The following is a 26,557-nucleotide window of genomic DNA, read 5'->3' on the forward strand; positions in this document are numbered from 1 at the left end:
TCTCTCGTCTATTATATTATACTTCCCTATTATGCAAAACGGCTCTGGATGATTGCCCAGAGTCATCATTGACCTTATGCTTTATATCCCTTTTCACAAATTACGTTGACCACTTCATCAACATACTTCTGGCAGGTATCATGGTCAGGTGCTTCAACCATAACACGCACGACCGGCTCCGTTCCAGACTCACGGACAAGAATACGGCCAGTATCACCCAGTGCTTCTGCAACCCTGGACACCGCTTCCTGTACAGCAGGATCATTCTGTGCTGCCTTCTTATCGGTCACACGGATATTTTCCAACACCTGTGGATAGATTTTCAGCGGTGCTGTCAGTTCACTCATCGGCTTCTTCTTTGCAAGCATGACTTCCATCATCTTCAGACTGGTCAGGATACCATCGCCGGTGCTGGCATACTTGGAGAAAATAATATGCCCGCTCTGTTCACCACCGATACGGCAGTCATTCTTCACCATATACTCGTAAACATACTTATCACCGACAGCAGTCTTGGCATAGCCAATACCCTGCTCATCAAACGCCTTATACAAACCAAAGTTTGACATGACCGTAGTAACAACTGTATTATTCAGCAGCTTACCACGTTCTTTCATATAGCAGCCGTAAATATACAGGATATGATCACCGGTGATGACATTACCCTTCTCATCCACGCACAGGCAACGATCTGCATCACCATCGTAGGCAAATCCAACATCCAGACCTTTCTCCACAACAAGCTTCTGCAGACCCTCGATATGGGTGGATCCAGCATTGTTGTTGATATTGGTACCGTTTGGCTGGTTATTGATAACATAGGTATCTGCACCAAGAGCATCAAAAACAGACTTCGCAATATTCCATGAGCTGCCATTCGCACAGTCCAGACCAACCTTGACACCTCTGAAAGAATAGATACCTAAGGAAATCAGATAACCCATGTAACGATTCCGGCCTGCCACATAATCCACCGTACAGCCAACATGATCACGGCTTGCAAACGGCAGCTCCGTCCAATCCTTATCGAACACATGGAGCTTACCATCAAGGTAATCCTCTATCAACAGCAAAGTCTCTTCCGGCATCTTCTCACCGTAGCAGTTGATCAACTTGATACCGTTATCATAGTATGGATTGTGGCTTGCAGAAATCATAATGCCACAGTCAAAATCATCCACACGGGCAATGTAAGCCACGGATGGAGTGGTGGTTACATGCAGAAGATAAGCGTCTGCACCAGAAGCCGTCAGACCAGCAACCAGGCTGTACTCGAACATATAGGAACTGCGACGAGTATCCTTACCGATCACGATACGAGCAGGGTTGGTATCACCGTTACGCTCACGCAGAGCATTATAATACCACCCTAAGAAACGACCAACCTTATACGCATGGTCTGATGTTAATGTAATTCCGGCTTCACCGCGGAAGCCGTCTGTTCCAAAGTATTTTGACATTTTTATAATCCCTTTATTCTATTCCTTCCCAACATCCAAGGAGTAACTCTTACAACAATCTCATATGCCGCACTGCATATTACCATCGTAACAGCAACTACTATCATGGCCAGTAGGAAATTTTATTTCACTGTTTCCATTTCCATATGCAAAAAAAATACTATTTTTACCACGATTCGATATACCGAACCGTGAATGCAAAGAACAATCAAAGAGATTCGACCAAAGCATTGCAATACTCTGCTTTATTGGTGAATTGAGAAATCAGAATCATGGCTGATACATCAATCAAGGCTGCCACAAACCACATGATATCTATGGTTAGGTAGTATGATGAGAAAAAGTTCAAAACAAGTAAAACTATCACTGCTATTCTTGCTTCCACATCTTTCTTTACCACTTTCACACTTCTTCCTGCTAGTACAGCGAATATTAAGTAACCGCCATATTGACTTGTCTGATTTTTCATCTGCTGCGTTGTCGTCAATCGTCGTAGCCACCGCTACGCCTCATTCCTCCGCCTTGCAGATGAAGAAATCATCCTGCGTCAATATAGCAGAAACTTAATTTTCGCTGTACTAGAAACACACCCGCAACATAGATGCAATGTACTTGAACACACGGCCAATGCCCCAAGGAAGTTCAGGCATTAGGACATCAATTGATGTCAATTTTTTTGCTTTGCTCTCAATGTTATACCCTCTCTCATCTTTGTTCAATCTCGCTTCAACATTTATAACTACCATCAATCTGCTTTATGTAATTTCTTCTTCACTTGTAAAAAAACATCAGCTACCACTTTATCTTTAAAAGCAAGTAAAGCAAGTATGTACACTCCCGAACATACAACTATCATAAAAACAATTCTAATAATCACATTGCAGTTCGACAATAAACTCATCAATGGGAAAGAAATAAGAAACATTAGCGCGCTACCCAAAATGGCATTTCTGAATTCAAAAACATCTATCATTCGAATGATAATGTCGCGGCTATAGTAAAGCGACATGCCAAAAACCGTCATCTCAGCTAGAAGCGTTGTAAACGCTGCACCGTTTTGGGAGAAAATAGGGATAAAAATGAAATTCAAAGCCGCATTTTCGATCGCACTGACTATTGTTGCCTTTACTACATGTTTTTCGCGCCCCATACAAATAAGAACTCCATTTGCTAATATATTGGCCAAAACGCCAAAGAAAATAGCAACAGCTAGAATTGATAATGTTGACCCAGCTTCTAAATAACTATTACCCGAAATCAAAGCTATAATCTCTTTTCGCAGTATAATAATTCCAAATGCCGCGGGAATCGTAAATACCATTGCCATTGATATTATAGTCTTCGTGAGTCTTTCAAATCCACGAATGTCATTGTTTCTTAAATATGCAAGTCTTGGAATTGCCGTTAGAATAACGGCATTGAATACTTGCTTAACTATTGTATATATTTTGACTGCCACACTGTACAAACCAACAGAATAATCATTCTTCAGAATTCCTAAAATTGTCGTATCTGAATTCATATAAATAACTGTAGCAATACTATTAATAAAAAACAAAAGGATTGAACTTTTATATTCATTCCAATGAACATCAGAGATTAACTTCAACTTAACATATTTTCTAGAATGAATAAAATTGAACAGATTACCTAAACTTGTCGACATTGAAGTTAATGTAACATACAAATAAACATCTCCATCGCTTTTCACGAATATAAACATTAATATGAGAGAAAGTAACTGAACAGCAATACTCCGAAGAGTTATGTAGACAAAATCCTCCTCTATTGTATAAAGCCAATCTACAGCTAGAGGGGACATTGCCACTGTAAGTCCCTGAAGTAAAATGAGAGTTCTATACGCAGCCACTTTAGTTGGCAAAATCGTAACAATTACCAAAAGCCCACATGATATAGCTGTCGTAATTATGTTTATTGTAAATACACGATTTGCGAACAGATTTAACCGCTCATTATTCTCTCGAATTTGCGATCCATTTCGAATTGCAAAAGTACTTATTCCAAAGCCTGCCAACAACATAAAGTAACTTACAATTGATTGTCCAAAATTAACTCTTCCAATATTTTCAACAGATAAAACTCTTGTAATGTAAGGATATGTTATTAATGGAAATATAATAGTAGTTAGTGTTCGCAAAGAACTTAAAGCTGCATTAATTGTTAGTGATTTTTTCATTTTTTCTACTCTCTGTTATGTAATAATTTGAAGTCTTACTCGATACAACGCAATATATAAACAAAATATATATTGGGAGCCATCCATAAAAATCATAGAAGTAGAATGAAATTGCGCATGCGACAATCACCATAATAGAAGCACTCTTTAGTTTAGTCGTGCTTTTATTTTTATAAAAGCATTCAATAACTTTTCTTATAATTAGAATTACAAATGTTAGCAATCCAACCAATCCAAATTCATACATAATCGTTAAGTATGAATTATCTATAGCATCATAGGCCTTCACAAATGCGCCAGATTTATATATCCATGATTTAGAAGAATCCATTCCATATCCAAACATTTTTTGAAGTACACTAGCATTATGAATCATATAATTAAGCGTGTAAATCGACATTGATTGTCTTGCAAGCTCTGACGTCGATCCACTCGCTGCCATTATACGCTCATAAATACTATTAATAATAGTGTCAAACACGCCCATTTTATACAAGAAATAGATACATACCACAGTAAAAGGAATATAAATTAATTTTCTTTTTTGAATTCTATGTTTTGCAAGAAATTCAATCATCTTTACAAGCATTAAAATTGCAATTGAAAATACAAGTCCTCCCCAAATGCTTCGAGACTTTGTATAGTAAATTCCAAGAGCAATAATAATTAAGCAACTTACTCTTTTCCACTTTTCATAAAAAAACGCCGCCAACCAGAACCCTATTAAAAAGACTTGTCCGCATGCAATTGGATGCATAAATATCGATGCTATTCTATATAATGCTGTTCCATAATATCCACGAATATAATCTGCAGCAAAATACTGTTCAAATACATTATAGCTAACTAAGGCCTCAATAATCCCGTATAATGCAGAAATAACAATGATACTCAAAATCATTTTCATTCCTTTTTCATACACCTTAGGTTTTTTGCTATAAATAAATAGTGCATCTATCAAAATTAGAATATAGCAAAGCGCTTTCATTTCTTCCATCCAAGAAACTCTTTTAAGTATAAATGACAAAGTCGTCACTACAAAAGCTACTACCACAAAAATCGAAAGCCATTTATTTTTGGTATAAGCTTTTACCATTAGCCATGAAACTACATTTTTCATGGTCAATATAATGACAGCTACATAATACAAATACATTGAATACGTATCTTGTGCGTATACAGATATCATAAATAATATCAGCATTTTCCATGCTGACACATCCTTTTTTTGTAGTTTTATATTATAGTTCATCATTTCTTCCCATTTTCTTTCTCAATCCATGCACGAGTGCTTTTGGCGCAATAGAGTAATTAATATAATACTTCCCGCATTTAGCTTTTAATGTACGATATAATGTCTCAGCGAATATATATATATAAGTTTTGATTCCTAGTTCATTAACAATTGCGCAATATATCTTATTTCTTACCACATAATACACAATAAACTTAGACATCTCTCCGCCACTAGAGGAACTTACCTTATGCCAAAGTTTTGCATTTGGCACGTATAGAATTTTTATGTTTGATTTATTTAAACGAATTGAATAATCTGTATCTTCACAATACATAAAATACTCTTCACGTAACAATCCAACTTTTTCAAGAATTGCTCTATGTATCATCATGCAACAACCCGTTGCAAATGTTACTTCTCTTTCAATTGAATACTGCTTTGAATCCTCTTGCTTGCCGCCAATATGGATTCCATCCGAACTCTTATATTTTAGTATTCCACCGGCGTACCACAGTATATCCTTTCGTCCTTCTACATCGAAATAATACATCTTTGGAACTACAACTGTGTTCGCATCGGCTCTTGAAACCAGCGTTTCAATCATATTAGGATCTATCACCGTGTCATTATTCAACAGCATCACATACTCGCAGCCATCAGATAAAGCTACTTCTATTCCCCTGTTGTTGCCCGCTGCAAAACCAAGATTTTCTTCCATCTGTAAAAAACGGATGCCTTCTAGCTGAGATAGATTCTTTCCTGAATGATCAGGTGAATTATTATCAACTACAATAATCTCATAGTTTTGATATGTCGATTGTCTAATACTCTCAATACAGTCAATCGTCAAATTATAATTGCAGTAGTTCAGTAAAATTATTCCAACCTTTTCCATCAAACCAACTCCTTGCAGAGTGCTATAAACTGTTCGGTGCTTCTTTGCTCATTGTAATTTGTGGCAATCATTTTTTTTGCATTTTTCGATAACTGTTCAGATAATCCTTTATCTGAATTAACTTTCTTAATTGCCTCAGCAAATTCTACAGCTGTTTCTGCGTGTAAATACTGATTTCCAGTTTGTGCCGCAATGCCTTCTATTCCGATTTCATTTGAAATGACAGGAATACCACTTGATAATCCCTCTAAGACCTTGATTTTGATTCCTGCTCCAATAACCAACGGCACAACCATGCACATTGAATCTTCGAAGTATTGGTTCGGACTATCGACAAATCCTGTAACAATCACTCTATCCGATGCTTCCTTCATTAGCTCTTCTGGCGGATTTGCACCAACAATGGCAAATCTACACTTCAAGTTATCTAGTAAAGGCATAACATCTCGAATGAACCAAAGTGCGCTATCAGAATTTTCTTTTCTCGACATTGCACCCCAGAAAAGAATATCGTTATTTTTTCTGTTCCAGATAAGATTGCTCTTATCTGCAAATACCGGTGAAAACACAAAGACATTATTACCGTCTATGCCGATGCTCTCCAATCTTTCTTTGTCTTTATTACTGTACACTGCAATTAAGTGCATCGCATTCAGCCATGCTTTTTCCTTTTTTACGCATGTTTTAAATCTTATGCAATGAAAAAGCTTTGCAATGGCATTAGTACTAAGTTCCCAGCGCCGTTTTCTTTTCACAAAGGCTACATCTTCCTCGATTGCTACATATTTTGCATTTGGATACAATTTTCGCAGTAAGTTATTCAGTGCCAACATTTCAGTCCAGTTGAAAATAATCAAATCTGGACTATATCCTTCTTTTTTTAACTCTATTATCTTTTCTTTTAGCTTATGCCAGCGGCTATTTGAAAGATAACCACCAAATTTATGCCACGGATTCCATCTGCTTTCATAGTCCAAAACTGAAAGTTTACCAGCTTCATCAGGAATCAACTCAATAGAAAAATTACATCCCATCGCTCGGACATATTCATACTCTTCCTTTTTACATAAAGAAACCATTTTGATTTCAACTTCTTTGTGTTCTAAGAAAGATAAAACATGTTTATAAAGTGCTTGTCCCCCTGCATGTTTTACTTCTTTATAGGGTGGACACAGCGAAAGCCATAATATCTTCATCTGGTTATTTCTCCCCAAAAAATTCATCTTCAAGCATCAAGCACAGGCAGTGGTAAACCGGCAGATGCAATTCTTGAATCATATAAGTTTCAGTCTGCGGAACTTTAATGCACACATCGCTCATCTGCTCCAGTTTGCTGTTCTTTGCGCCAGTCAGACCGATTACCTTCATACCTTTTGCATGTGCGGTGATCGCAGCATATAGCACATTCTTGCTATTACCACTTGTAGAAATGCCTAAAAATACATCTCCCGCCTTGCCATAGCCATTTACTTGCTGAGCAAAGCACAGGAGCGGTTCGCAATCATTCATGTACGCAGTAGACAATGCCGGATGTCCATCCAGCGCAATGGCAGGAAGTGTGCCTTGTAGATTTGCTGCCAGAACAGTTCCAAGCTCTTCATTTTCCTTAATCAGCTTATCTGCGAAATCCGCATCTGGTTTTCTAGGGAGTTTAAAGCCTTTCATCAATTCGCCAACTATGTGCTCCGCATCCGCAGCAGAACCACCGTTTCCAGCAACCAGCAATTTACCACCATTCTTATAAGCTTCTTCCAACAAAAAATATGCTTCTACAATTTTTTTCTTAATGGATTCTAGTGACGGATATCTCTCGCGGAGAATCTCAACATGCTTCGCAATGTTTTCTTTTAACTCGTTCATTTTCTCTTCCTCCACAAACTCCAATCTTCACATCATGCGGCTAACAAATTCATTAATCGACTTCACCGTTTCGGTCTGTCCATAATTTTCATCACTATTGCTCAAAAGCACAGTCTTGCATCCAGCATGGATACCCGCTTTAACATCATTTTCACCATCGCCAATCATCCATGACTGTGACAAATCAATGTTAAAATCTTCTGCCGCTTTGAATAACATTCCCGGCTTTGGTTTACGACAATCACACTCAATCTTCAATTCCAGACGTTCTCCCTCATACCCCTTATGAGGATGATGTGGGCAGTAATAAATCGCATCAAGATATGCACCTTCTTTTCCAAGAAGTGTTTCCATTTTGTTGTGAATTTCTTCCAAATCTTCAAAGGAAACCTCGCCGCGAGCAATAACTGGCTGATTTGTCACGACAATAGCAAGATAGCCTGACTCATTGATTTTACGGATTGCTGCTGCCACACCTTCAATCAGCTCAAACTCATCTATATTTCTAAGGAATCCAACATACTTATTGATTGTGCCATCTCTGTCAAGGAAGATTGCTTTCTGCTTATGTTTTAGATTTTTTGCCGAAATTCTTCCTTCTTTGCAGTCTTTACATACGGAATAGTACCGATCTGGAGTGCCCATATCTTTGACATACTCGGGACTGTCATAGCAGAACATCTTTCTTGTTCCTGCTAACGGTTTTAACAACTGGCGATCCAAATCAACTTTTACAGGCTTACCATCCTCGCCAATCTTCCCTACCGAACCGACATCAATACCGGCAAGCTCCAACACTTCAGGATTGATAACATGTAATCCTGCATTCACACGATTTCTGTAATACTGTGGCCGTGCATCTTCCTTGGCCAACCACTTTTCGACTGCGCCATTTTTATCCGCGATAATCAGTCCACTATCATATGGATGACTGTTCGGATGTGTAAAGAGCGTTACTAATCCACCGTGTTTCTGATGAAAGGCAACAAAACGGTTGAAATCCACATCAAACATTGCGTCGGCATTTAGAAGGAGAAAATCTGATGTCAGCTTATCCTTAATTTTGAACAGCGCACCTGCATTGCCGAGCGGTTCCTTTTCAAAATAGTACTCAATATGTACGCCAAACGGCTTACCTGTTGCCGGAGAGTTTCCAGAACCATCACCAAAGTAATCCATGATGATATTCCCCAAGTGGCTTACTGTCATAATGATGTCATTAAATCCTTGGTTTTTCAGGCACTCAATCTCTCGTTCCAGCACTGGGATGCCTTCAATTTTTATCATCGGCTTAGGAATATCACTCGCCACAGAAGAAATACGAGTTCCCTTCCCGCCTGCCATAATCACTACTTTCATGTTTTTAATCCTTTGGTGTATAGTCTTCCGGTGTATAATGGATTACACGCGTTCCACCGTCCTCAAATTTGAACGGAATATAGAGCAAATCACGCATCGCCCAACGAACAGCATCCTGTCGTTCCGGCTGTACATAAAATACAAGGAATCCACCGCCGCCGGCACCAAGGAGCTTTCCACCCAAAGCACCAGCCGCCATTCCTTTTGCATAAAGTTCATCAATGCTATTTGTGGACACCGCAGATCCTGTCTGACGTTTCAACTTCCACGTGTGATCCAACAACCTACCGAAATCGTCCAAATCTTTTTCTCTGTCTGTCAAGACTTTTTCCGCATCATCCACAAGCGACAGCATTTCTTTTAACTGTGCCGTTTTATCGACTTTACCAGCAGCATTTGCTTTCTGCACATCGGAAGAAAAGCGAGTAAAGCCCGTAAAGAACATCATCAAATTCTGGTTAAGTTGTTTCTTTCTCTCTGGAGAAATAATCACAGGAAGAACTTCATAACCATCAGCATTAAAGTTAATGCGATTAAAACCACCAAACGATGCTGCAATCTGATCCTGCCAGCCACCTGCTTCCTGGCACAGATTCCGCTCCAGATAAATAGCTTCATCTGCCAATTTTTTCTTGTCAGCATATTTGCCTTTCAGCGCATAAAAAGCATCCAGCATTCCGACTGCAAAAGAACTTGATGTACCTAAACCAGAGCGTGCCGGGAGATCTGCTTCATATGTAAGACGAATTTCATGCATATCCAGCATCTTCATTGCATTACGAATTGCAGGGTGCTGAATATCCTCAATGCTGGTTACACGTTCAGTCTTGGAATAAGACAGCTCTGTAGAATAATCAAAGAAACGCGGCAGATGGCGCACATTTACATAGCAATACTTATCAAATGTGGTAGACAGAACTGCTCCCCCATATTCCTTAAAAAAGTTTTCCATATCTGTTCCGCCACCAAAAAAGGACATGCGAAACGGAGTCTGTGTAATAATCATTTATTTTCTCCTCATAAAATTATCGAGCCATCCATTCGCATCATATTGATAAAGAACTTTTTTCTCTATCGGCTGAAATGGAGTGTGCAAGAAAGTATCCAATTTATCGTTATTATCTTCACCAATAATGAAAATATTATTATCATTATAAAAATTGAAATTGCGAATCTCTCTATTATTTGTTATTAACTTTGTTTCAAAAAACATTGCTTCTAGTGCTCGTGCTGTTAAACCATTCTGACCATCTTGCACCATTTCAACAACTACTTTTGATTTTCGAATATGAGATATTACTTCATCATACTCCATATATATTTTTTCAACATATTTGCGGTTATCATTGCTTTCCATACTTATAATATGAAAGTCTACAGTAACACCTATATTTTTTAAACTCTTCGAAATTGCCAAAAGCTTTTCATATCTCCCCTTGTCTACACCAACAAAAAAAGCCGCCTCTTCCTTAGAAACATTTTCTCGATTCTGATAAAAGAAAAATTGGTTATTTAAACCCATCCCATATTTCTTGACATCCTTTGGATTGAATGTCCAATGCTCACACATTTCTTTAGTTTCTTTCCAAATAGCTATATCTTTATCTTTTTTTATTGGATTCCAGTGCCAAAAAATAAGTCTTTTCCCATATCTTTTCCGAATATATTTTAATAAATTTGCAGAATGCAGTGAGTCAAAAACAATGATACAATCATATGCATTAAGATTTTTTTTCCAATTTCCATACCACAATGACTCAAACGGCAACGCATAGTGCGTAAAAATCTTTCGCAATACAGAGGATGACGTGTAGTAAAATTTTGTATCAATGCTACACTCTTTTAGTTTATCCAAGTAATATTTTTCAAATGAATTATAATTATCTTTTAGAATTAATACCCTATTATTTTTCATATCCTTATTCCACTAACTCACACCTATTCATCTTAATTAAACATTAAGACATAGATCCCTTTTGTCCAAACTTTCTTCCAATTATGTAAGATATATTCATGCCTAATATTGATATATAGGCCGCATAGCGATTCTTTTTTCTCATTATTTTCGATCTATCGAACATCACATCTTTTTGTACAGTTTTCAATTTATTCCATATTATTCTCTGTGTTTTTTTATCGTTCTCATTTACTTGCAGAAAAACCGAATAAGTCATTGCATATACTCTTGATTTTGCTGCTTTTTGCAAACCAGCAGCTTTTAATTGTTCATCATTAACTAATTGATCGAAAATATCAAGACAAATCATTTTTTTTGAAGAAAACGACTGTCGAATAATACTATCCCTTCTCTTTCTATACGCATAAATATCAGCTTCTACAATTGCACATTCTTTTGCATTAAAGAAAGGTTTATAAGTTGTTGCTACATCCTCATAAAGATATCCAACTGGAAAACGAATATTGTCGAAAATCTCTCTCTTATAAATTTTAAATGGAGCTCCTATCTCAATTTCCTGATATAACATTCTTTCCAAAACATCATGGGAATTTAAATAACAAACAGAGAATTCTTCTTTACTTTTTGCTAAAACTGGGGCTTCTTCTCCATCCCAAAAACTTACGCCCTCTTTTAGTGCAACAATATCGCAATTTTTCTTTTCGGCAACACCTAGCAATATTTCATAAAAATATGGAGAAAGATAATCATCACTATCAACAAAAGAAATATACTCCCCCTTGCAAATGTTTAACCCAGTGTTCCTTGCATCGGATAATCCACCATTCTTTTTATGAATAACAGCGATTCTTGAATCTTTTTCTTTATACAAGTCACAAATTGCTCCACTTTGATCAGTTGATCCATCATCAACTAGAATGATTTCAAGATTTGTATATGTTTGTTGTATAATGCTCTCCAAACATTGTTGAAGGTAATTCATCACATTATAAATTGGTACTATAACTGATATCATTTTTGTTTCCATTATTTATATCCTCTTTTACTTGCTAATCTCAATCAGCATTTTTATAGTTCTTTGCAACCCCTACTTAAAATCATATCCAACTTTCTAACTAAGCTTTTTCAACTTAATCCATCATGTCTAGCTTTTGTCACCTTACTGTATCCAGCTTTTTCGGTTTCATCAAGCAGTTCAAATGCAACATCTTTGCTATCAGAATCGGCAATTATCTTTGTAAGGTTTTTCAGCATAATATCAGATGCTTCATCCTCAATACTGTAGACCTCATTACTCAAATCCTGCCACTGTATCAGCCACATAAATCTAAGAATAATACTATGTTCCGCCTTAACCTTACCCCTACGTTCCTAAAATTTAAAAGTATCTTGCAATCCCAGCCACTTCTGGTCCTTATCACTCAAGTTCAGTACCGTACCATCCTCCAGCATGTACCCCTCTGCACTTGCACTACCCTTGTACTCACCCTTCAATTCCGGCCATTCAATGCCAATTTCCGGGTCATTCCAAGCCATGCCACCTTCGTCATTTGGATGCCAGAAGTCATTGACCTTATAACAGAACTCTGCCTCGTCGCTCAGAACAAGAAAGCCATGAGCAAAGCCCTCTGGAATGAGAAACTGCTTCTTATTCTCAGCGGACAACGTAACGCCGTACCACCTACCATAACTCTTAGAATCACTTCTCAGATCAACAGCAACATCAAACACTGTACCGCGCACGGCGCGTACCAACTTGCACTGCGGATACTGCTTCTGGAAGTGCAGGCCTCGCAACACGCCCTTTGTGGACATAGACTGGTTATCCTGCACGAAGTGAATATCAATTCCAGCTTCCTTCATATCTTTTTCGTTGTAGGTTTCTATAAAATAGCCACGAGCATCACCGTGAACAGCAGGCTCAATCACGCAAAGCCCCTCGATACCACCTACATTTTTCTCAACTTTAATCTGTCCCATTTTGTCTATCTCCTCTATTACTGCTCAATTTCTTCCAAGTAACGGCGCAGCGCATCCTGCCATGTCGGAAGCGGAATAAATCCAGCTTTCATCAGTTTGCTCTTATCTAGACAGCTGTTAAACGGACGATTTGCTTTACTCAAACTATATTCTGCCGTGGTCACTGGCAAAACTTCCGTCTTATAACCAGCCTGTCGATAAATTTCTTTTATGAAACTGCTTTCTCATAATTTTCGTTAATGGATACAGGCGTGTATCAGAACCGCCAGCTAAAATAAGACCCTTCATACCATCTATTCCCCCGGCCTTATAAACTCTCAAACAGTTTCCCGTGTTCTTCAGAAACTCTTCGAGCATTAAATCTGTTATGTACATCTTCCATGCTCTGTGTTACCAGGCTATCTCTTAATCCACTTTCCTGATAGATTCGCAGTACAGCTTTACTTGCTCCAATATCATCATCCACATCAACAAGCAAGCCATTTACCCCATCCTTGATTATATTCGGAATAGCATCCACTTTGCTTGCCACTATCGGTTTGCCCGCCATCATATATTCAGGTAGTGCTAGGCCAAAGCCTTCCCAACGGCTCAATAGGCACGCCACATCAAATAACTCCACATAGCTCATCGGGTTATCGACCCAACCTGTAATATGCAGACTATCCGAAAATCCATTCTCCTCCGCATACTTTCTAATCTCGGATTCTTGATTTCCGTTGCCAACAATAATGAAGTGTGCATTTGAAACTACATCTTTTACTTTCTTTGCCATCTTAACAAAGACATCTGGTGCTTTCTGCGGACTCATTCGCCCAACCATCCCAACAACAAATGCGTCTTCTGGAATGTTCAGATCTTTTCTCTTAACTGCACCATGCAATCCGTTTTCATAGGCTTCGATATCCACACCATTAAAAATAACTTGTAGCTTATCCTCCCTGCAAATCTTCTTATCCAGTGCTGACTGCTTCTCCGCATCTGAAATACAAATGATTTTGTCGCAGAAAGGAACAGCTGCCTTTTCAATAGCCGTGTACATTGCCTTTTTCTTTGCAGAGCATCGCATATTAAATGCCCATCCATGTGGGTTGTATACACAGTGATTCTTCAGACCAATATCTGCAACACGAGTAATTGCTCCAGCTTTGCTGGAATGAGCATATACAATATCGGGGTTATATTTTTTTATCAGTGCTCTAACCCCTTTAATCGCCTTTAAGTCGCTGCCTCCAATGGCTCTGGTCATCTCGACCTGTTCAAATGAATCCACCAAACCTCTGTAGTCTTCTTCATGGAAATCTTGTGAACAAATCAATATATTCTCAAACTTCTCTTTGTCCAAATACTTGAGAAGCATTCGGATGTAGCGATCCACGCCACCCGCGGCCTGTGCCACATGCAGTATTCTGATTTTATTCTTCCTCATCTCCAAATACCCCTCATCATTTTTTCTTTCCGCAAATTTATATACACATCTAAATGAATGTCATCTTATTTTCTCTTGTCACTCATACGGCTAATTGTTTTCTTATGTCGTCATACCCTATTGCCGCAGAAATCCTATTTTCTCTGATTTCTACTCCATAAAACATCCGTTGAGTACACTCGTCTTTTATCAGCAATAACTGAAGTTTTACTTTATACAATCGAACTCCGTATAGCTCAATATGACGTTTTTCTAAGTTTTGGATGTTGAATCGAATCCTATTGATGTATGAACTTTATTGAAACTGTACATAACATTCAATCCAACTCTGTTCACTATTTTTTGTCATGAACAAATCATTCACTCGCACCACTCAAAATACGTAGGTATCATCACTTTTCATGCCCCACTCAACAGCTATTTTATAAAGTAGAAATCATCTGTTTTTCCATAATTTTAATGACCAACAAACCGTTCTTTTCTAGAATCCATATCTCTATTCCATCCTCATTTTTAACATCTATATACTGACCCCAGTCCCAGATCAGATCTCAGTAATTTCACATTCTTATAACTTCGAATACACCCCACACCCAAAGGGCACAGATCTTCGGCGACGCCTGCGTTGGGCCGCCTGGCGGTATTCAACCGGAAAGGAGGCGTCACTGGCGCTTCCTCTCTTGCTGATTGCTCAGCATTTATATATAAGAGGCATTCCTGCCGCTTATTAACTTGGTTTGTTGTTTTTCCGGAAGCTTTCCTGGCATTTACGGCCCAGGTTTCGGGCGCCATTCAGGAAGCGGTTGACCTGATGGCCGTTCTGGCAGATGAATATGCTGCCCTGTTTTTTTCCGGTGGCTCCGCAGATGGAACATTGCTTTTCTGTTCCGTCGGCGCGCAACTCAAGTACCAGGATTCCTTCTGCCCAAGCTTTGTATTTCAGATAATTCCGGATGCGGATACTTAAGTGAAGGGGCGAATAGTTGCCACTCCTGTACATGGATATCCTGGAAAAATCTTCATCATACTCCGGCAGTACCAGTATCCCGGTGTGTTTTTCTTTGCAGAAATCTATGATCTCCTTGCTGACCTGATGTGCATAATGTTCATTCAGGTGCTTGAGATGCATGTAATATTTCCTGTTTGGCTGACTGACGTTGTCTTTATCGGTAAATGCCCTGGATGCTTCTACTTTTTTCATCAAAGCTTTGCAATGATGTCGGTATGCATTTCCGCCTCTGCAGTTTTTTACAGCCAGCTGCCTGGATCCTTCATCCAGAACTGTGCATACTGCAAAGCTGTCCGTATTGGTAAAGCGGACGCTGCATACTCTGGCGCCTTCCTGCATTCGTTCCTTTGCTATCCGGGCATCGGAGTTTTCCTGCTTGACAGGTACATGGAACATGAGCCATTTTTCCTCATGGACCAGTGTCGGTGAAAGGATCGCTGCTTCCTTGGGGAAGGGGCGTCCTGTAAGTCCGCAGGGTACCCAGATCCATTTCTTTCCGTTCCAGAGCTTCAGCACTACGGAGGTGTCTGTCAGGTCTTTGTACATTCCCTTGAAAAAGGTGATATTGGCATCGATCTTTTCGGGGAAGCTTTCTGCGCTTGCTGCGGTCTTTACTGCCATTGCAGCTTTGTTCATGGCAGATCTCCGAAAGTAAACGGGGAGCTTTCCGCCTGGCGGGATGTACTTTGGTTCTCTTCCGTCTCTTCCGGGAACGGTGAGTTTTTCCAGATATCCCTGGATGGTCAGCAGATTTTCGGCCCAGAGCTCTTCTCTTTCTTTCAGTAGCTTGTAGTAAAATGCTACGGCATCCCGATACAGGGCTTCTGTTGTTTCGATCATTTGCTTTTCCGGACAAAAGAGCCGCATTTTCCATGTTTTGATACTATATCCTGTTTTCATGGCATCTCTTTCTGCTGTCAGGTATCGCTTAATATCTTCATTAGCGAAAAAGAGCTTAAAACACTGTTAAACACTGGCTTTTTCGGCACAGTTGACCACGATTTTGACCACTAATAATTGGAAAGAAAAAGGAAAAAAGCTTGAAAAGTATTGATTTTACGCGGATTTGCGCAAGAAAAAAGTGACCACTTTTAGTGACCACTAATGTTAGATTTCGATGATTATCAGACTGTTTATTTACTTTTTGATAGAAAACGGCTGCATATGATGCTTAAAAAACGACATTATTAGCATGCTTCATGTCTTTGGCACGCCTTGACAAAGGAAAATATCAATGGTATCCTTACATATGGCTGTAAAATATGTTTTTTTTGGTCTGTGACTAATGAAGATAATAAGCGACACAAATCCCATAATCCACGAGCTGTCCAAGGATGTTTCCTCTTGTACCAGCTCTTTTTTTATGCCTAATCGACATTTCCCTTCCCAAATGCTATACTATACCCGCAGGCCGCCTGATCTGGCTTTTGGCCTGCTAAATTTCAGAAAAGGATTTTTTTCTATGGAGAGAATTATTACCTATACGATCTCAACCGGGGAGTCCGGGGAAAATGTTCTTGGGTTTCTTCGGAAGAAGGGTTTTTCCAAACATATATTGACTACTATGAAGCGGGCGGAACAGGCGATCCTGCTGAACGAGCAGCCGGCTTTTGGCAGAACGGTCCTGAGGGAGGGGGATGTTCTCCGGATCTTTGTTCCGGAGGAGGCCGGGGACGGATCGGAGCCTTCCATTATTCCGGTGCCGCTGCCTTTGGATATCCTGTATGAGGATGAGGATATCCTTGTGCTGAGCAAGCCTGCTGATATGCCTGTGCATCCCTCTGCCGGGAACTACGAGAATACGCTTGCCAACGGTGTTGCCTGGTATTATAAGCAGCAGAGGAAGGCTTTTGTCTACCGCTGCATCAACCGGCTGGACAGGGATACCACCGGGGTGCTGGTGCTGGCCAAGAACCCTCTGAGCGGGGCTCTTCTCTCTGCCCAGATGAAGCAGCGCCAGATCCGACGTACCTATCTTGCACTTACTGACGGGATCCCGCCGGAAAGAGGGACGATCTCCGCTCCTGTTGCCAGAATGGATGCTTCTGTGATCACAAGGGAGGTTAATTTTGAGCGAGGGGAGGCTGCCGTGACTCATTTTGAGCGTCTTGCAGTCAGCAATGGATATGCTCTTGTGGAGCTGCATCTGGATACGGGGCGGACTCATCAAATCCGGGTGCATATGAAATATATTGGCTGTCCGCTGCCGGGGGATTTTCTGTATCATCCGGTTTTTGACCGGATCGGACGCCAGGCCCTGCATTCCTTCCAGCTGGAATTTGCCCACCCCATCACCGGGGAGCCTATGTGTTTCCTGGCACCTGTGCCTGAGGATTTCCGCAGAGCATTTCTACAGTAAAAAAATCAGCTGTCCGGTAAGTGTTTCCTGCACCGGCAGCTGATTTTTTTGTTGTTTTTATTTATTCTTTTTATAGATCACAAGGAGTCCCTTGAGCAGAAGGTCCTCATCCAGAATGATTTCTTTCTTACAGTGAGAAATAATCTTTTTTGCAAGACCGCCTGTTGCGATCACGGTTGTTTTCTCACCAAGCTCTTCTTCCACCCGGTCTATGATCCCATCGATAGCTGCTGCGTTGCTGTAGAGCACGCCGCTTTTCATGCATTCGATGGTATTGCGCCCGATCACATGCTTCGGGGCATCGATGCTGATCCCGCTGAGCTGGGATGCTCTGGCTGTCAGTGCATCCAGGGATATTCCGATGCCAGGAAGGATCATTCCGCCAATGTATTGCTTTTTGCTGTTGACAACCGAAACGGTAGTGGCGGTTCCCATATCGATCACAATAAACGGAACCGGATATTCATTTAATCCTGCCACAGCGTCTGCCACAAGATCCGCGCCCAGCTGTCCGGGGTTGTCCATCATGATGTTCAGACCTGTTTTTACTCCTGGTCCCAGGACCATGACTTCTTTTTTGAGGATCTTTTCTGCTGCCAGCCTGGCAATGTTGGTGATCTGCGGGACTACAGATGAAATGATACAGCCTTCTATGTCTGCCTTTTTGATGTGGTAGATTTCCAGTAAGGTTTTCAGGTCTACGGCATATTCCAGTTCTGTTTTTGTTCTTACGGTAGCAAGTCTCTCGATGAAGTATGTTTTTTGATCATCGATGCAGCCCACGACTATGTTGGTATTTCCAATATCAATTGCTAATATCATAATTTTATTTCCCCGTCTTTATGCTTTTGTCTTCTCACGGCTGATCTGTGCGGATGGGATCAGATGTGCCTTGGAAAGTGCAGCTCCCACTGCTCCTGTGATCACTGTGGAGGAAATCATTTCGCATACTGCGTTGATCCCTACCATGAGACAGCAGCCGATGATGATGTTATGACCGCCCATCAGATTTTTTACATAATCGGTATTTCCGAACAGTCCTACAAGTGCTGCCATGAAGAACAAGGTATTCAGGAATGCGGAAAAGAATCCGGTTACTGCACATGCCACATAGGTATTGCTGACCTTTCGCATGCCTTTAAAAATATATCCGAGGCAGATACCGTCCAGAAGACGTGGGATGAAACGCTGGATAAAGGCAAATACCGGATTGATACCGAAAAGCACAACTCCCATTGCACTGGAGCCGCCTACTCCGATGCACTGGAGAAAGCTGGTCAGGCCGAAGATCGCACCTGCCACGGCTCCTCCTACGGGTCCGAGGACGACTGCACTGATGGCTACCGGGATCACGTTAAAGGAAATGGCCAGTGGCCCGATGTTCAGATATCCCAGTGGTGTGTAGGCCATCAGCAGAAGGATCGCTGCCATCAGGCCCAGTAACGTAAGCTGTGCTGTTGTAAATCTGTTGTTTTTCATTTCTTCTCCTCCTTGTTACCGTTCCGCTCTGTGAATATTTCCGGAAATACAGCATTTCCCGGCGTTTTCTGCGGATACAATACGGTGATGGAAAGCGGTGATCTTTTTGTTCCGCTTTTCGTTGTTAAAACCGGCTCTCTGACCGGCTCGGTAGCTATGCTTCTGCCTTTGTGGTAAGCAGAAGGATCTTATCCAGGATCTTTAACGCTGCATCCTCCTTGCTCATAAGCGGGAGTGACACTTCATCGTCCTGTGTGATCAGAGTCAGGACATTGGTATCTCCCTGGAATCCGGCGCCCTCTACCTTCAGGTTGTTGGCTGCCACCATATCCAGGTTTTTCTTCTCAAGCTTGGCTCTGGAATTACGGAGCATGTCTCTGGTCTCCATGGAAAATCCGCAGAGGAACTGACCCTGCTTTTTGTGCTGGCCCAGATATTTCAGAATGTCGTCTGTCCTCTCAAGCTCTATGGAAGCCTGATCGTCTTTTTTCTTAACCTTGTCTTCGCTGACCTGCTTCGGACGGTAGTCTGCCACTGCGGCAGCCTTGATGATGATATCCTGTTCATCACTTAAACCGGTGACTGCCTCGAACATATCTCTGGCGGATGTCACAGGTACGACCTTCACAAAAAGGGGCGGCTCAATGGCAGTAGGTCCGCTTACCAGCGTAACCTCCGCTCCTCTGAGCATGGCCATTTTTGCAATGGCGTATCCCATCTTTCCGGATGAATGGTTGGTGAGACAGCGGACCGGGTCGATGGCCTCCTGGGTAGGTCCTGCCGTTACCAGGAGCTTTTTGCCGGCAAGGTCTTTCTGGAAGGCGGCTTCCTTCAGGATATATTCCAGAAGGGTTTCCGGCTCCGGCATTTTTCCGGCTCCGGTGTCCCCGCATGCCAGGTAGCCACTGGCCGGTGTGATCACCTCATATCCGTAGGTTTGCAGCTTCCGGATATTGTCCTGTACCACAGGATTCTCATACATGGCGGTATTCATGGCCGGTGCAAGGATCTTCTGACACCTGCAGGCCATTACCGTAGTAGTGAGCATATCGTCCGCAAGGCCGTTGGCCAGCTTTCCAATCACGTTTGCACTGGCCGGTGCGATCATCACAACATCTGCCTTCTTGGCAATGGATACGTGCTCTACCTGGAACTGAAAGTTCCGGTCAAAGGTATCCACCAGGCATTTATTCCCGGTCAGTGTTTCAAATGTGATCGGATTGATAAAGTTCGTTGCATTCTCTGTCATCAGTACATGGACATCTGCATGAAGCTTATGTAATGCACTTGCCAGATATGCGATCTTGTATGCAGCAATACTTCCTGTGATGCCAAGAAGCACTGTTTTCCCTTTCAGCATCCTTCTCCCTCCTGTCAGTCAACCATACGGATACTCTCGATCACCGGTTGCTGATCCTTTGCAATGGTTCCGTTGCCGTCTGTCGGCTTGGCATCCTTGCAGATCTGATCTACAATGTCCATCCCTGAGGTCACGTGTCCGAATGCAGCATAGTCGCCATCCAAATGTGTGGAATCGGACTGTACGATAAAGAACTGAGAGCTTGCGCTGTCCGGATCTGTGCTGCGGGCCATGGAAATGGTTCCTCTCACATGAGAAATATCGTTCTTCACTCCATTGCTGGAAAATTCGCCCTTGATGGTATCCTCTGCTCCGCCGGTCCCGTCTCCGTTTGGATCTCCGCCCTGGATCATAAATCCGTCAATGATCCGGTGGAAGGTCAGACCGTCATAAAAATTGTCCTGTACCAGCTTTACAAAATTTGTGACTGTAATGGGTGCGGTGTCTGCATCCAGCTCTACATCGATCTCGCCATAATCCTTTACGGTGATGGCAGCATGATGGGTTCCTGTCAGCTGCTGGCTGGTATCGATCACAGTTGTTCCTGCCATTTGTGCATCCTCGGAACCATCGGAAAATTCTCCGTCTGCGCTGTCTGTATCCTCTGTACTGTCTGCAGAAGCTTCGGTTTCATGTGAAGTGTCCTCTGCATCACCGGAAGCCTCCTGATCATCGGCGCTTTCTTCATGGTCTGAAAAGCCTGCCGCCTCAGCCTCCTCCTCGGATACTGCATTGGCTGCTGTCTCTTCATCTACGCCAGTCTGTCCTTCTGAGGTTTCTTCCTCCAGAGATTCTTCCTTCTGGTCTGCTTTGTCAGAAGTACTGTCTGTGCTTCCGCATCCGGAAAGCATTCCTGCGGTAAGAGCTGTCGCAAATAATACGGCTAAAACCTTACGTTTCATATTTATAAGTCCTCCTTATCAGATCCCGAAAACGCCTGTTCCGGCATTTTCAGGTGAGCTTTTCACTCTCCCCCTGTAAGCTTTTCTCAGTTTAACATCATCTTTTCATAAAGTCAACTTTGCACGGAACCAGGTGCAGGATTCCCTTTGTTTTGCCTTGTATCTCTTCCGGTTCTCTGCTAAAATCATGTATGGAGCTTATTATGGGCTCCGTACATATAAGAAAGTGAGGAATCAACATGGAAAAGATCACAAGTTTTACCATTGACCATATCAAGCTTCAGCCAGGCGTATACGTTTCACGTAAGGATCCGGTTGGAGATCAGGTGATCACCACCTTCGATATCCGTATGACTTCTCCCAATGAGGAGCCTGTTATGAACACTGCCGAGCTTCACGCCATGGAGCATCTGGCAGCTACCTTCCTGCGGAACCATAAGGAGTTTGGCCCGAAGGTCATTTACTGGGGTCCTATGGGCTGCCGTACCGGAAATTATCTTCTTCTTAACGGGGATTATGAATCCAGAGATATCGTTCCGCTGATGATCGAGATGTTTGAATTTATCCGCGATTTTGAGGGTGAGATCCCGGGAGCTTCTCCCAAGGACTGTGGAAATTATCTGGATATGAACCTTGGCATGGCAAAATATCTGGCAAAGAAATTCCTGAACGAGGTTCTCTACGATATCAAACCGGACCGTCTTGTTTATCCGGAATGATCTGCGGGTACGATCCGCTGGTATGATCCTTGTGCTCTGAACGGACTGGACTATATGTCGAAACAAAAAACAGGCTGCCTGTATCGATGTATTTCATTGGATACAGCTGCCTGTTTTTTATTATATCAAGGAGATATCTGCAATTGAAGCAGGATCAGGATTTCCCTGATCTGGTCAAAGCCTGTAGTCTGTGCTCTACTGTGCTGCTTCTGCGGTAGCATCTTCTGCGGTAGTATCTGCTGCCACTGCTCCTACCGGCGGGGTTGTGCTGACGTAATCGCCGGATGCGTAGCAGGTCTGGCCATTATAATCCACACGGATCCATCCATTGTCACAGACACCGGTACACTTCAGGGATTCTCCGGAAAGGACACCTGCCACAAACTCTGCCTCTGCATTGGCGTCAGAACGTAAATTCACACCCTCCACTGCATAATAGGTGGCATCCTGAGCCTGTACGTTGATGCCGCTTGGGGTCTGCTCCGTAGCTGCTGTCTGTGCTGCGGGATCTGCTGTCCCGGCTGTGGTGGAGTCTGCCGCTGCTGCTCCGTCTGCTGTGGAATCTGCTGCTGCCTTCGGTGTAGGTGTTGCAGTTGCCTTCGGCTTCTCTGTGGGCTCCGGCGTCGGTGTGGAATCTACTACTGTTACCACTGCATCGGTTCCTTCCTCATATCCACAGCCCTGTGCAAGGAAAGCCGCGCCTATTATCAAAGCCATAATACATTTTTTCTTCATTTTATCTGATTCCTCCTTATACGCCGGTAAAAAATTCTCTGCGTCCAATATACACGATTCTGCAATATTATGCAAGTCCTGGCCGGTTCTTTCACATATTTACCGGCTCAAAAAGCACCCGGACAGTTCCGCCGCAGATCATTCCAAGATCTCCCGCCCCCTGTCCCAGCTCGTAAACCTTTGTTTCCGTATTTCGGATATTTACTGCGTGTTTTCCGGCTTCAAACTCCACTTTTCCGCCGCCGATGCTTCCTGCCGTGCTTCCGTCCCGGAATACGAACATCTTGCTCCCGGTTCCTCTTGGTGAGGAGCCTTTCTTCTCGATGATCGTGACCATGGTTCCTGGTGTCCTACGGCGTACTGCTGCCTCCACCGCCTCATCACAGTAGGTGCGGAAATGCCGGTTCTTTTCCTGCACGATCTCTGCCATGATGCTCACGGCAATCTCAGCCGGCATCTGTCCTCCGATGGGAAGTCCGATGGGGGCATGGATCTGATCCAGCTGTTCCTCCGTAAAGCCCTCTTTCAGGAGCTTTTCCCTGGTGATCCGCACCTTTGTCCTGCTTCCGATCATTCCGAAATATGCAAAAGGTCTCTTAAGGATCGCTCTTGCACAGGCGGAATCTCCCAGATGGCCTCGTGTCACCACTACATAGTAGGCATTTTCATAGGGAGGGATCCTGTCGGACAGGGTATCAAACTCTCCAAAGATCCTCTCATCTGCCATGGGAAATCTTTCCTCCGTCACAAATTCCTCCCGGTCATCCATGACTGTTACATGAAAGCCCAGCATCCTGCCGATCTCTGCTACGGGAAGAGAAACATGGCCGCCACCCAGTATAATCAGCCTGGGATTCTTCTCGTAGGTTTCCACAAATATCTCCCGGTCTCCGCTTTTTACAACGCCGGTTTCCACAGCTGCTTCCACGGAAGCCTTCAGGAATTCTTCTGCTTCTTTATTTCTTTCTGCTCCCTCCGGATAAAAAAAGCTGTTTTCTTCTGCAAGATATTTCAGTCCGGCATCCTTTCCGTTCAGAAGGATCCCTGTTTTTATGCGTCCTCTTTTTTCTACCACATCATATATTGTCTGATACATGTTTTGTGTCCTTTCTGTCCGTCTTTCGCTGTTTATTCCGCGGCAAGCTCCTTTACCGCCCCGGCAGCAGTGTCCACCTCTTCTTCCGTATTAAAATAAGAAAAGCTGAAGCGGACGGCTCCTGTTTTTTCGGTTCCCAGTGCTTTGTGCATCAGCGGTGCACAGTGGCCGCCGGCTCTTACACTGATCCCGTACTCTTCATCAAGGACCATGGCCACCTCTGCCGAATCCATCTCTGCAATATTCAGAGTCACCACAGGGGAGCGTTCTTCCCTGGAAAAATCCCCGTACAAGGTGACTCCCGGAATTTCCTTTACCTGGTCATAAAAACGCCACATCAGCTGCTGCTCTCTTTTTCGGATCTGTTCTGTTCCAATTTCGGTAATCCAGCTGATGGCTGCACCAAGACCTGCGATCCCGTGGCTGTTCAGGGTGCCTGCCTCCAGTGTCTCCGGCATATCCTGCGGATGCTCCCTCTGAAAGGTGAGGACGCCGCTTCCGCCTACCTTCAGAGGCTCCACAGATACCCCCGGCCGGACACAGATAGCTCCTGTGCCCTGGGGTCCCATAAGGCCCTTATGTCCGGAAAAGCAAAGAATATCTATATGATCTTTTTTCATGGAAATCGGAAATACTCCTGCTGTCTGGGCAGCATCCACAATAAAAAGCTTCTGGTGCTTCTGTGCGATCTCACCGATGGCGTGGATATCATTGAGATTTCCTGTCAGATTGGAAGCGTGGGTACAGACGATCACCTTCGTCTCCGGACGGATGGCTGCTTCAAGCTCCGTAAGGGAGATCCGTCCCTTACGGTCTGCCGGCAGGATCGTAAGCTTCATACCTTTTTTTTCCAGGCGGTACAGCGGACGGAGCACACTGTTGTGATCCATCTCCGTACAGATCGCATGGATAGTTTCCTCCTCTGGATGAAGTGTTCCCTGCAGGGCGATATTGAGCGCTTCCGTGTCATTGGATGTAAAGGCCACACATTCCGGTCCCCATACGTCAAACATCTCTGCGATCTGGCATCTTGTATTAAAAATAAGCCTTGAGGCTGCCATTGCTTCGCCGCTGCTGCCCCTTCCGCTGTTTCCTGCATGCTGCATGGCTTCCACCACAGCACGCGGCACACAGTCCGGCTTATGAAAGCTTGTAGCCGCGTTATCCAGATAAATCATTTCATCCTCCTTGTGATTTTTATCAAATACCTTTATAATAAACTCTGGCTTTATTTTATACTATCCGAGGAGGTTTTCCAATGAAAAAAACATCTTTTTTCAACAGTCTGCCATTTAAGCTGCTGGTCGCTGTGATCCTGGGGATCATAGCCGGGCTTATCCTGAACCGGTACAGCACCAACGGAATCTCCATGGCAGTTCTTAATATCACAGTTACTATCAAGTACATTCTGGGCCAGCTCATTACCTTTTGCGTGCCGCTGATCGTGCTGGGATTTATCGCTCCGTCCATTACCAGGCTTGGCAAAAATGCTTCGCTGATGCTAGGAGTTGCGGTTGTCCTCGCTTACGGCTCCTCTGTTGGCGCAGCGCTTTTTTCCACAGCCTCTGGCTTTCTCATCATTCCACATCTGTCCATCCATTCCTATGCTGCAGGACTGAAGCGGCTGCCGGAGGTGATCTTTGAGCTGGAGATCCCGCAGATCATGTCCGTTATGAGTGCTCTTGTTTTTGCAATGATGCTGGGACTTGCCGCCACCTGGACAAAGGCGAAGCTGATCACTGGGCTCCTGGATGAATTTCAGAAAATCGTTCTTTCTCTGGTGGCTCGGATCATCATCCCCATTCTTCCGTTATTTATCGGCACTACCTTCTGCGGCCTTGCCTACGAGGGAACCATCACCAGACAGCTGCCTGTTTTTCTGAAGATCATCGTACTGGTGCTTGCCGGGCATTTTATCTGGATGGCTCTTCTTTACATCCTTGCAGGAATCTATTCCGGAGAAAATCCTCTGGAGGTTGTCCGCCATTATGGTCCTGCCTATCTGACTGCCGTAGGGACCATGTCATCTGCAGCCACACTGGCCGTTGCACTGCAGTGCGCCTCCAAGGCAAAACCACTCCGTAAGGATCTGGTCAGCTTCGGGATCCCTCTGTTTGCAAACATCCATCTCTGTGGCTCCGTTCTGACAGAGGTTTTCTTCTGTATGGCGATTTCGAAGATCCTGTACGGCTCCGTTCCCACGCCGGGTACCATGGTTCTGTTCTGCCTTCTTCTGGGTATCTTTGCCATCGGAGCTCCCGGTGTTCCCGGAGGAACCGTCATGGCATCCCTTGGCATCATCACCGGAATACTGAAATTCGACAGCTCCGGCACTGCATTGATGCTTACCATCTTTGCACTGCAGGACAGCTTCGGAACCGCATGCAACGTGACCGGCGACGGTGCACTGACACTGATGCTTACAGGCTATGCAAAGCGCCATCATATTGAGGAGGATGATATAAGTAACTAAATATATTGCAGAAAGATATTAAATGTGTTTAAATATACTTATGGAGGTATATTATGGACACATCAAATATCACAAATTATAAACCAAAAG

At 43.0% G+C, this 26,557-nt stretch carries 26 protein-coding genes and 1 pseudogene; 3 read left to right on the top strand and 24 right to left on the bottom strand.

Features of this window, described 5'->3' with window-relative positions:
• Positions 1-74: 74 nt before the first annotated feature.
• From glmM to LI091_RS03470, 17 genes and pseudogenes are all read right to left on the bottom strand, one after another.
• Positions 75-1,460, bottom strand: a complete 1,386-nt coding sequence (gene glmM, locus LI091_RS03395; protein ID WP_265190804.1) for a phosphoglucosamine mutase — start codon at positions 1,458-1,460, stop codon at positions 75-77.
• A gap of 208 nt (positions 1,461-1,668) precedes the next feature.
• A complete protein-coding gene (locus tag LI091_RS03400; protein WP_265190805.1) occupies positions 1,669-1,947 on the bottom strand; it encodes a hypothetical protein in 279 nt (92 codons plus the stop codon).
• A gap of 258 nt (positions 1,948-2,205) precedes the next feature.
• Entirely contained in the window at positions 2,206-3,657 is a 1,452-nt protein-coding gene (locus LI091_RS03405) for a flippase (protein WP_265190807.1), read from the bottom strand.
• Positions 3,635-4,912: an O-antigen ligase family protein gene (locus tag LI091_RS03410; protein WP_265190808.1), complete on the bottom strand. Its 1,278-nt coding sequence runs from the start codon at positions 4,910-4,912 to the stop codon at positions 3,635-3,637. Before LI091_RS03410 ends, LI091_RS03405 begins: the two co-directional genes overlap by 23 nt.
• Positions 4,899-5,789 (bottom strand): glycosyltransferase family 2 protein, encoded by an 891-nt coding sequence (locus tag LI091_RS03415; RefSeq protein WP_265190810.1) that lies wholly within the window; start codon positions 5,787-5,789, stop codon positions 4,899-4,901. The genes LI091_RS03410 and LI091_RS03415 overlap by 14 nt, the downstream gene beginning before the upstream one ends.
• Positions 5,789-6,985, bottom strand: coding sequence for a glycosyltransferase (locus LI091_RS03420; protein ID WP_265190812.1), 1,197 nt, complete (start codon positions 6,983-6,985; stop codon positions 5,789-5,791). Before LI091_RS03420 ends, LI091_RS03415 begins: the two co-directional genes overlap by 1 nt.
• 4 nt (positions 6,986-6,989) lie before the next feature.
• Positions 6,990-7,649 (bottom strand): D-sedoheptulose-7-phosphate isomerase, encoded by a 660-nt coding sequence (locus LI091_RS03425; RefSeq protein ID WP_265190813.1) that lies wholly within the window; start codon positions 7,647-7,649, stop codon positions 6,990-6,992.
• Between the two features lie 27 nt (positions 7,650-7,676).
• Positions 7,677-9,008, bottom strand: coding sequence for a D-glycero-beta-D-manno-heptose 1,7-bisphosphate 7-phosphatase (gmhB, locus tag LI091_RS03430; protein ID WP_265190814.1), 1,332 nt, complete (start codon positions 9,006-9,008; stop codon positions 7,677-7,679).
• Between the two features lie 4 nt (positions 9,009-9,012).
• Entirely contained in the window at positions 9,013-10,014 is a 1,002-nt protein-coding gene (locus LI091_RS03435) for a GHMP family kinase ATP-binding protein (RefSeq protein ID WP_265190815.1), read from the bottom strand.
• Positions 10,015-10,923, bottom strand: a complete 909-nt coding sequence (locus tag LI091_RS03440; RefSeq protein ID WP_265190816.1) for a hypothetical protein — start codon at positions 10,921-10,923, stop codon at positions 10,015-10,017. It abuts the gene before it with no gap.
• 43 nt (positions 10,924-10,966) lie between these two features.
• Entirely contained in the window at positions 10,967-11,953 is a 987-nt protein-coding gene (locus LI091_RS03445; RefSeq protein WP_265190818.1) for a glycosyltransferase, read from the bottom strand.
• 98 nt (positions 11,954-12,051) lie between these two features.
• Complete coding sequence (locus LI091_RS03450) at positions 12,052-12,225, bottom strand: hypothetical protein (protein ID WP_265190820.1); 174 nt, start codon at positions 12,223-12,225, stop codon at positions 12,052-12,054.
• A 72-nt stretch (positions 12,226-12,297) separates the two neighbouring features.
• Positions 12,298-12,906: a dTDP-4-dehydrorhamnose 3,5-epimerase gene (rfbC, locus tag LI091_RS03455; RefSeq protein ID WP_265190821.1), complete on the bottom strand. Its 609-nt coding sequence runs from the start codon at positions 12,904-12,906 to the stop codon at positions 12,298-12,300.
• Positions 12,907-12,923: 17 nt separating this feature from the next.
• Positions 12,924-13,121 (bottom strand): annotated as a pseudogene (locus tag LI091_RS03460) (sugar nucleotide-binding protein); the annotation flags it as partial.
• Entirely contained in the window at positions 13,087-13,281 is a 195-nt protein-coding gene (locus LI091_RS18725; protein ID WP_442860774.1) for a sugar phosphate nucleotidyltransferase, read from the bottom strand. The pseudogene LI091_RS03460 and the gene LI091_RS18725, both read right to left, overlap by 35 nt.
• On the bottom strand, positions 13,214-14,335 hold the full coding sequence (locus LI091_RS03465; protein WP_265190822.1) for a glycosyltransferase family 4 protein: 1,122 nt from the start codon (positions 14,333-14,335) through the stop codon (positions 13,214-13,216). The genes LI091_RS18725 and LI091_RS03465 overlap by 68 nt, the downstream gene beginning before the upstream one ends.
• Before the next feature lie 727 nt (positions 14,336-15,062).
• The gene (locus LI091_RS03470) at positions 15,063-16,184 is read right to left on the bottom strand and encodes a transposase (RefSeq protein WP_265190823.1); all 1,122 of its coding nucleotides are present in this window, start codon (positions 16,182-16,184) and stop codon (positions 15,063-15,065) included.
• 622 nt (positions 16,185-16,806) lie between these two features.
• Between LI091_RS03470 and LI091_RS03475 the strand changes: the two genes are divergently transcribed.
• The gene (locus LI091_RS03475; RefSeq protein WP_265190824.1) at positions 16,807-17,703 is read left to right on the top strand and encodes an RluA family pseudouridine synthase; all 897 of its coding nucleotides are present in this window, start codon (positions 16,807-16,809) and stop codon (positions 17,701-17,703) included.
• A 57-nt stretch (positions 17,704-17,760) separates the two neighbouring features.
• On the opposite strand, the gene LI091_RS03480 is transcribed toward LI091_RS03475, so the two are convergent.
• The 4 genes from LI091_RS03480 to LI091_RS03495 all read right to left on the bottom strand — a co-directional run bounded on the left by LI091_RS03480 (position 17,761) and on the right by LI091_RS03495 (position 21,444).
• Positions 17,761-18,525 carry a type III pantothenate kinase gene (locus tag LI091_RS03480; protein ID WP_092069061.1) on the bottom strand — a complete coding sequence of 255 codons (765 nt, stop codon included), beginning with the start codon at positions 18,523-18,525 and terminating at the stop codon, positions 17,761-17,763.
• 18 nt (positions 18,526-18,543) lie between these two features.
• Entirely contained in the window at positions 18,544-19,182 is a 639-nt protein-coding gene (locus LI091_RS03485) for an ECF transporter S component (protein WP_059085617.1), read from the bottom strand.
• Between the two features lie 154 nt (positions 19,183-19,336).
• Complete coding sequence (gene coaBC / locus LI091_RS03490) at positions 19,337-20,542, bottom strand: bifunctional phosphopantothenoylcysteine decarboxylase/phosphopantothenate--cysteine ligase CoaBC (RefSeq protein ID WP_195655976.1); 1,206 nt, start codon at positions 20,540-20,542, stop codon at positions 19,337-19,339.
• A gap of 14 nt (positions 20,543-20,556) precedes the next feature.
• Positions 20,557-21,444, bottom strand: coding sequence for a peptidylprolyl isomerase (locus tag LI091_RS03495; protein WP_059085616.1), 888 nt, complete (start codon positions 21,442-21,444; stop codon positions 20,557-20,559).
• A 239-nt stretch (positions 21,445-21,683) separates the two neighbouring features.
• On the opposite strand from LI091_RS03495, the gene LI091_RS03500 reads away from it, so the two are divergent.
• Positions 21,684-22,163 (top strand): S-ribosylhomocysteine lyase, encoded by a 480-nt coding sequence (locus LI091_RS03500; protein ID WP_015524777.1) that lies wholly within the window; start codon positions 21,684-21,686, stop codon positions 22,161-22,163.
• A gap of 195 nt (positions 22,164-22,358) precedes the next feature.
• On the opposite strand, the gene LI091_RS03505 is transcribed toward LI091_RS03500, so the two are convergent.
• The 3 genes from LI091_RS03505 to LI091_RS03515 all read right to left on the bottom strand — a co-directional run bounded on the left by LI091_RS03505 (position 22,359) and on the right by LI091_RS03515 (position 25,172).
• A complete protein-coding gene (locus LI091_RS03505) occupies positions 22,359-22,898 on the bottom strand; it encodes an SH3 domain-containing protein (protein WP_265190825.1) in 540 nt (179 codons plus the stop codon).
• 91 nt (positions 22,899-22,989) lie between these two features.
• On the bottom strand, positions 22,990-23,994 hold the full coding sequence (locus LI091_RS03510; RefSeq protein WP_265190826.1) for an XdhC family protein: 1,005 nt from the start codon (positions 23,992-23,994) through the stop codon (positions 22,990-22,992).
• A 32-nt stretch (positions 23,995-24,026) separates the two neighbouring features.
• Positions 24,027-25,172 carry an aminotransferase class V-fold PLP-dependent enzyme gene (locus tag LI091_RS03515; RefSeq protein WP_265190828.1) on the bottom strand — a complete coding sequence of 382 codons (1,146 nt, stop codon included), beginning with the start codon at positions 25,170-25,172 and terminating at the stop codon, positions 24,027-24,029.
• 80 nt (positions 25,173-25,252) lie between these two features.
• On the opposite strand from LI091_RS03515, the gene LI091_RS03520 reads away from it, so the two are divergent.
• Positions 25,253-26,467 (top strand): dicarboxylate/amino acid:cation symporter, encoded by a 1,215-nt coding sequence (locus LI091_RS03520; RefSeq protein WP_022426826.1) that lies wholly within the window; start codon positions 25,253-25,255, stop codon positions 26,465-26,467.
• Positions 26,468-26,557: the final 90 nt, after the last annotated feature.

The sequence above is a fragment of the Blautia sp. MSK20_18 genome, assembly GCF_020553125.1.
Classification (GTDB): Bacteria; Bacillota; Clostridia; order Lachnospirales; family Lachnospiraceae; genus Blautia_A; species Blautia_A fusiformis.

What these genes read in the sequence shown, in the direction of transcription:
- glmM (WP_265190804.1), bottom strand. Translation starts at nt 1,460, where the DNA reads ATGTCAAAATACTTTGGAACAGACGGCTTCCGCGGTGAAGCCGGAATT.
- LI091_RS03405 (WP_265190807.1), bottom strand. Translation starts at nt 3,657, where the DNA reads ATGAAAAAATCACTAACAATTAATGCAGCTTTAAGTTCTTTGCGAACA.
- LI091_RS03410 (WP_265190808.1), bottom strand. Translation starts at nt 4,912, where the DNA reads ATGATGAACTATAATATAAAACTACAAAAAAAGGATGTGTCAGCATGG.
- LI091_RS03415 (WP_265190810.1), bottom strand. Translation starts at nt 5,789, where the DNA reads ATGGAAAAGGTTGGAATAATTTTACTGAACTACTGCAATTATAATTTG.
- LI091_RS03420 (WP_265190812.1), bottom strand. Translation starts at nt 6,985, where the DNA reads ATGAAGATATTATGGCTTTCGCTGTGTCCACCCTATAAAGAAGTAAAA.
- LI091_RS03425 (WP_265190813.1), bottom strand. Translation starts at nt 7,649, where the DNA reads ATGAACGAGTTAAAAGAAAACATTGCGAAGCATGTTGAGATTCTCCGC.
- gmhB (WP_265190814.1), bottom strand. Translation starts at nt 9,008, where the DNA reads ATGAAAGTAGTGATTATGGCAGGCGGGAAGGGAACTCGTATTTCTTCT.
- LI091_RS03435 (WP_265190815.1), bottom strand. Translation starts at nt 10,014, where the DNA reads ATGATTATTACACAGACTCCGTTTCGCATGTCCTTTTTTGGTGGCGGA.
- LI091_RS03440 (WP_265190816.1), bottom strand. Translation starts at nt 10,923, where the DNA reads ATGAAAAATAATAGGGTATTAATTCTAAAAGATAATTATAATTCATTT.
- LI091_RS03445 (WP_265190818.1), bottom strand. Translation starts at nt 11,953, where the DNA reads ATGGAAACAAAAATGATATCAGTTATAGTACCAATTTATAATGTGATG.
- rfbC (WP_265190821.1), bottom strand. Translation starts at nt 12,906, where the DNA reads ATGGGACAGATTAAAGTTGAGAAAAATGTAGGTGGTATCGAGGGGCTT.
- LI091_RS18725 (WP_442860774.1), bottom strand. Translation starts at nt 13,281, where the DNA reads ATGTACATAACAGATTTAATGCTCGAAGAGTTTCTGAAGAACACGGGA.
- LI091_RS03465 (WP_265190822.1), bottom strand. Translation starts at nt 14,335, where the DNA reads ATGAGGAAGAATAAAATCAGAATACTGCATGTGGCACAGGCCGCGGGT.
- LI091_RS03470 (WP_265190823.1), bottom strand. Translation starts at nt 16,184, where the DNA reads ATGATCGAAACAACAGAAGCCCTGTATCGGGATGCCGTAGCATTTTAC.
- LI091_RS03475 (WP_265190824.1), top strand. Translation starts at nt 16,807, where the DNA reads ATGGAGAGAATTATTACCTATACGATCTCAACCGGGGAGTCCGGGGAA.
- LI091_RS03480 (WP_092069061.1), bottom strand. Translation starts at nt 18,525, where the DNA reads ATGATATTAGCAATTGATATTGGAAATACCAACATAGTCGTGGGCTGC.
- LI091_RS03485 (WP_059085617.1), bottom strand. Translation starts at nt 19,182, where the DNA reads ATGAAAAACAACAGATTTACAACAGCACAGCTTACGTTACTGGGCCTG.
- coaBC (WP_195655976.1), bottom strand. Translation starts at nt 20,542, where the DNA reads ATGCTGAAAGGGAAAACAGTGCTTCTTGGCATCACAGGAAGTATTGCT.
- LI091_RS03495 (WP_059085616.1), bottom strand. Translation starts at nt 21,444, where the DNA reads ATGAAACGTAAGGTTTTAGCCGTATTATTTGCGACAGCTCTTACCGCA.
- LI091_RS03500 (WP_015524777.1), top strand. Translation starts at nt 21,684, where the DNA reads ATGGAAAAGATCACAAGTTTTACCATTGACCATATCAAGCTTCAGCCA.
- LI091_RS03505 (WP_265190825.1), bottom strand. Translation starts at nt 22,898, where the DNA reads ATGAAGAAAAAATGTATTATGGCTTTGATAATAGGCGCGGCTTTCCTT.
- LI091_RS03510 (WP_265190826.1), bottom strand. Translation starts at nt 23,994, where the DNA reads ATGTATCAGACAATATATGATGTGGTAGAAAAAAGAGGACGCATAAAA.
- LI091_RS03515 (WP_265190828.1), bottom strand. Translation starts at nt 25,172, where the DNA reads ATGATTTATCTGGATAACGCGGCTACAAGCTTTCATAAGCCGGACTGT.
- LI091_RS03520 (WP_022426826.1), top strand. Translation starts at nt 25,253, where the DNA reads ATGAAAAAAACATCTTTTTTCAACAGTCTGCCATTTAAGCTGCTGGTC.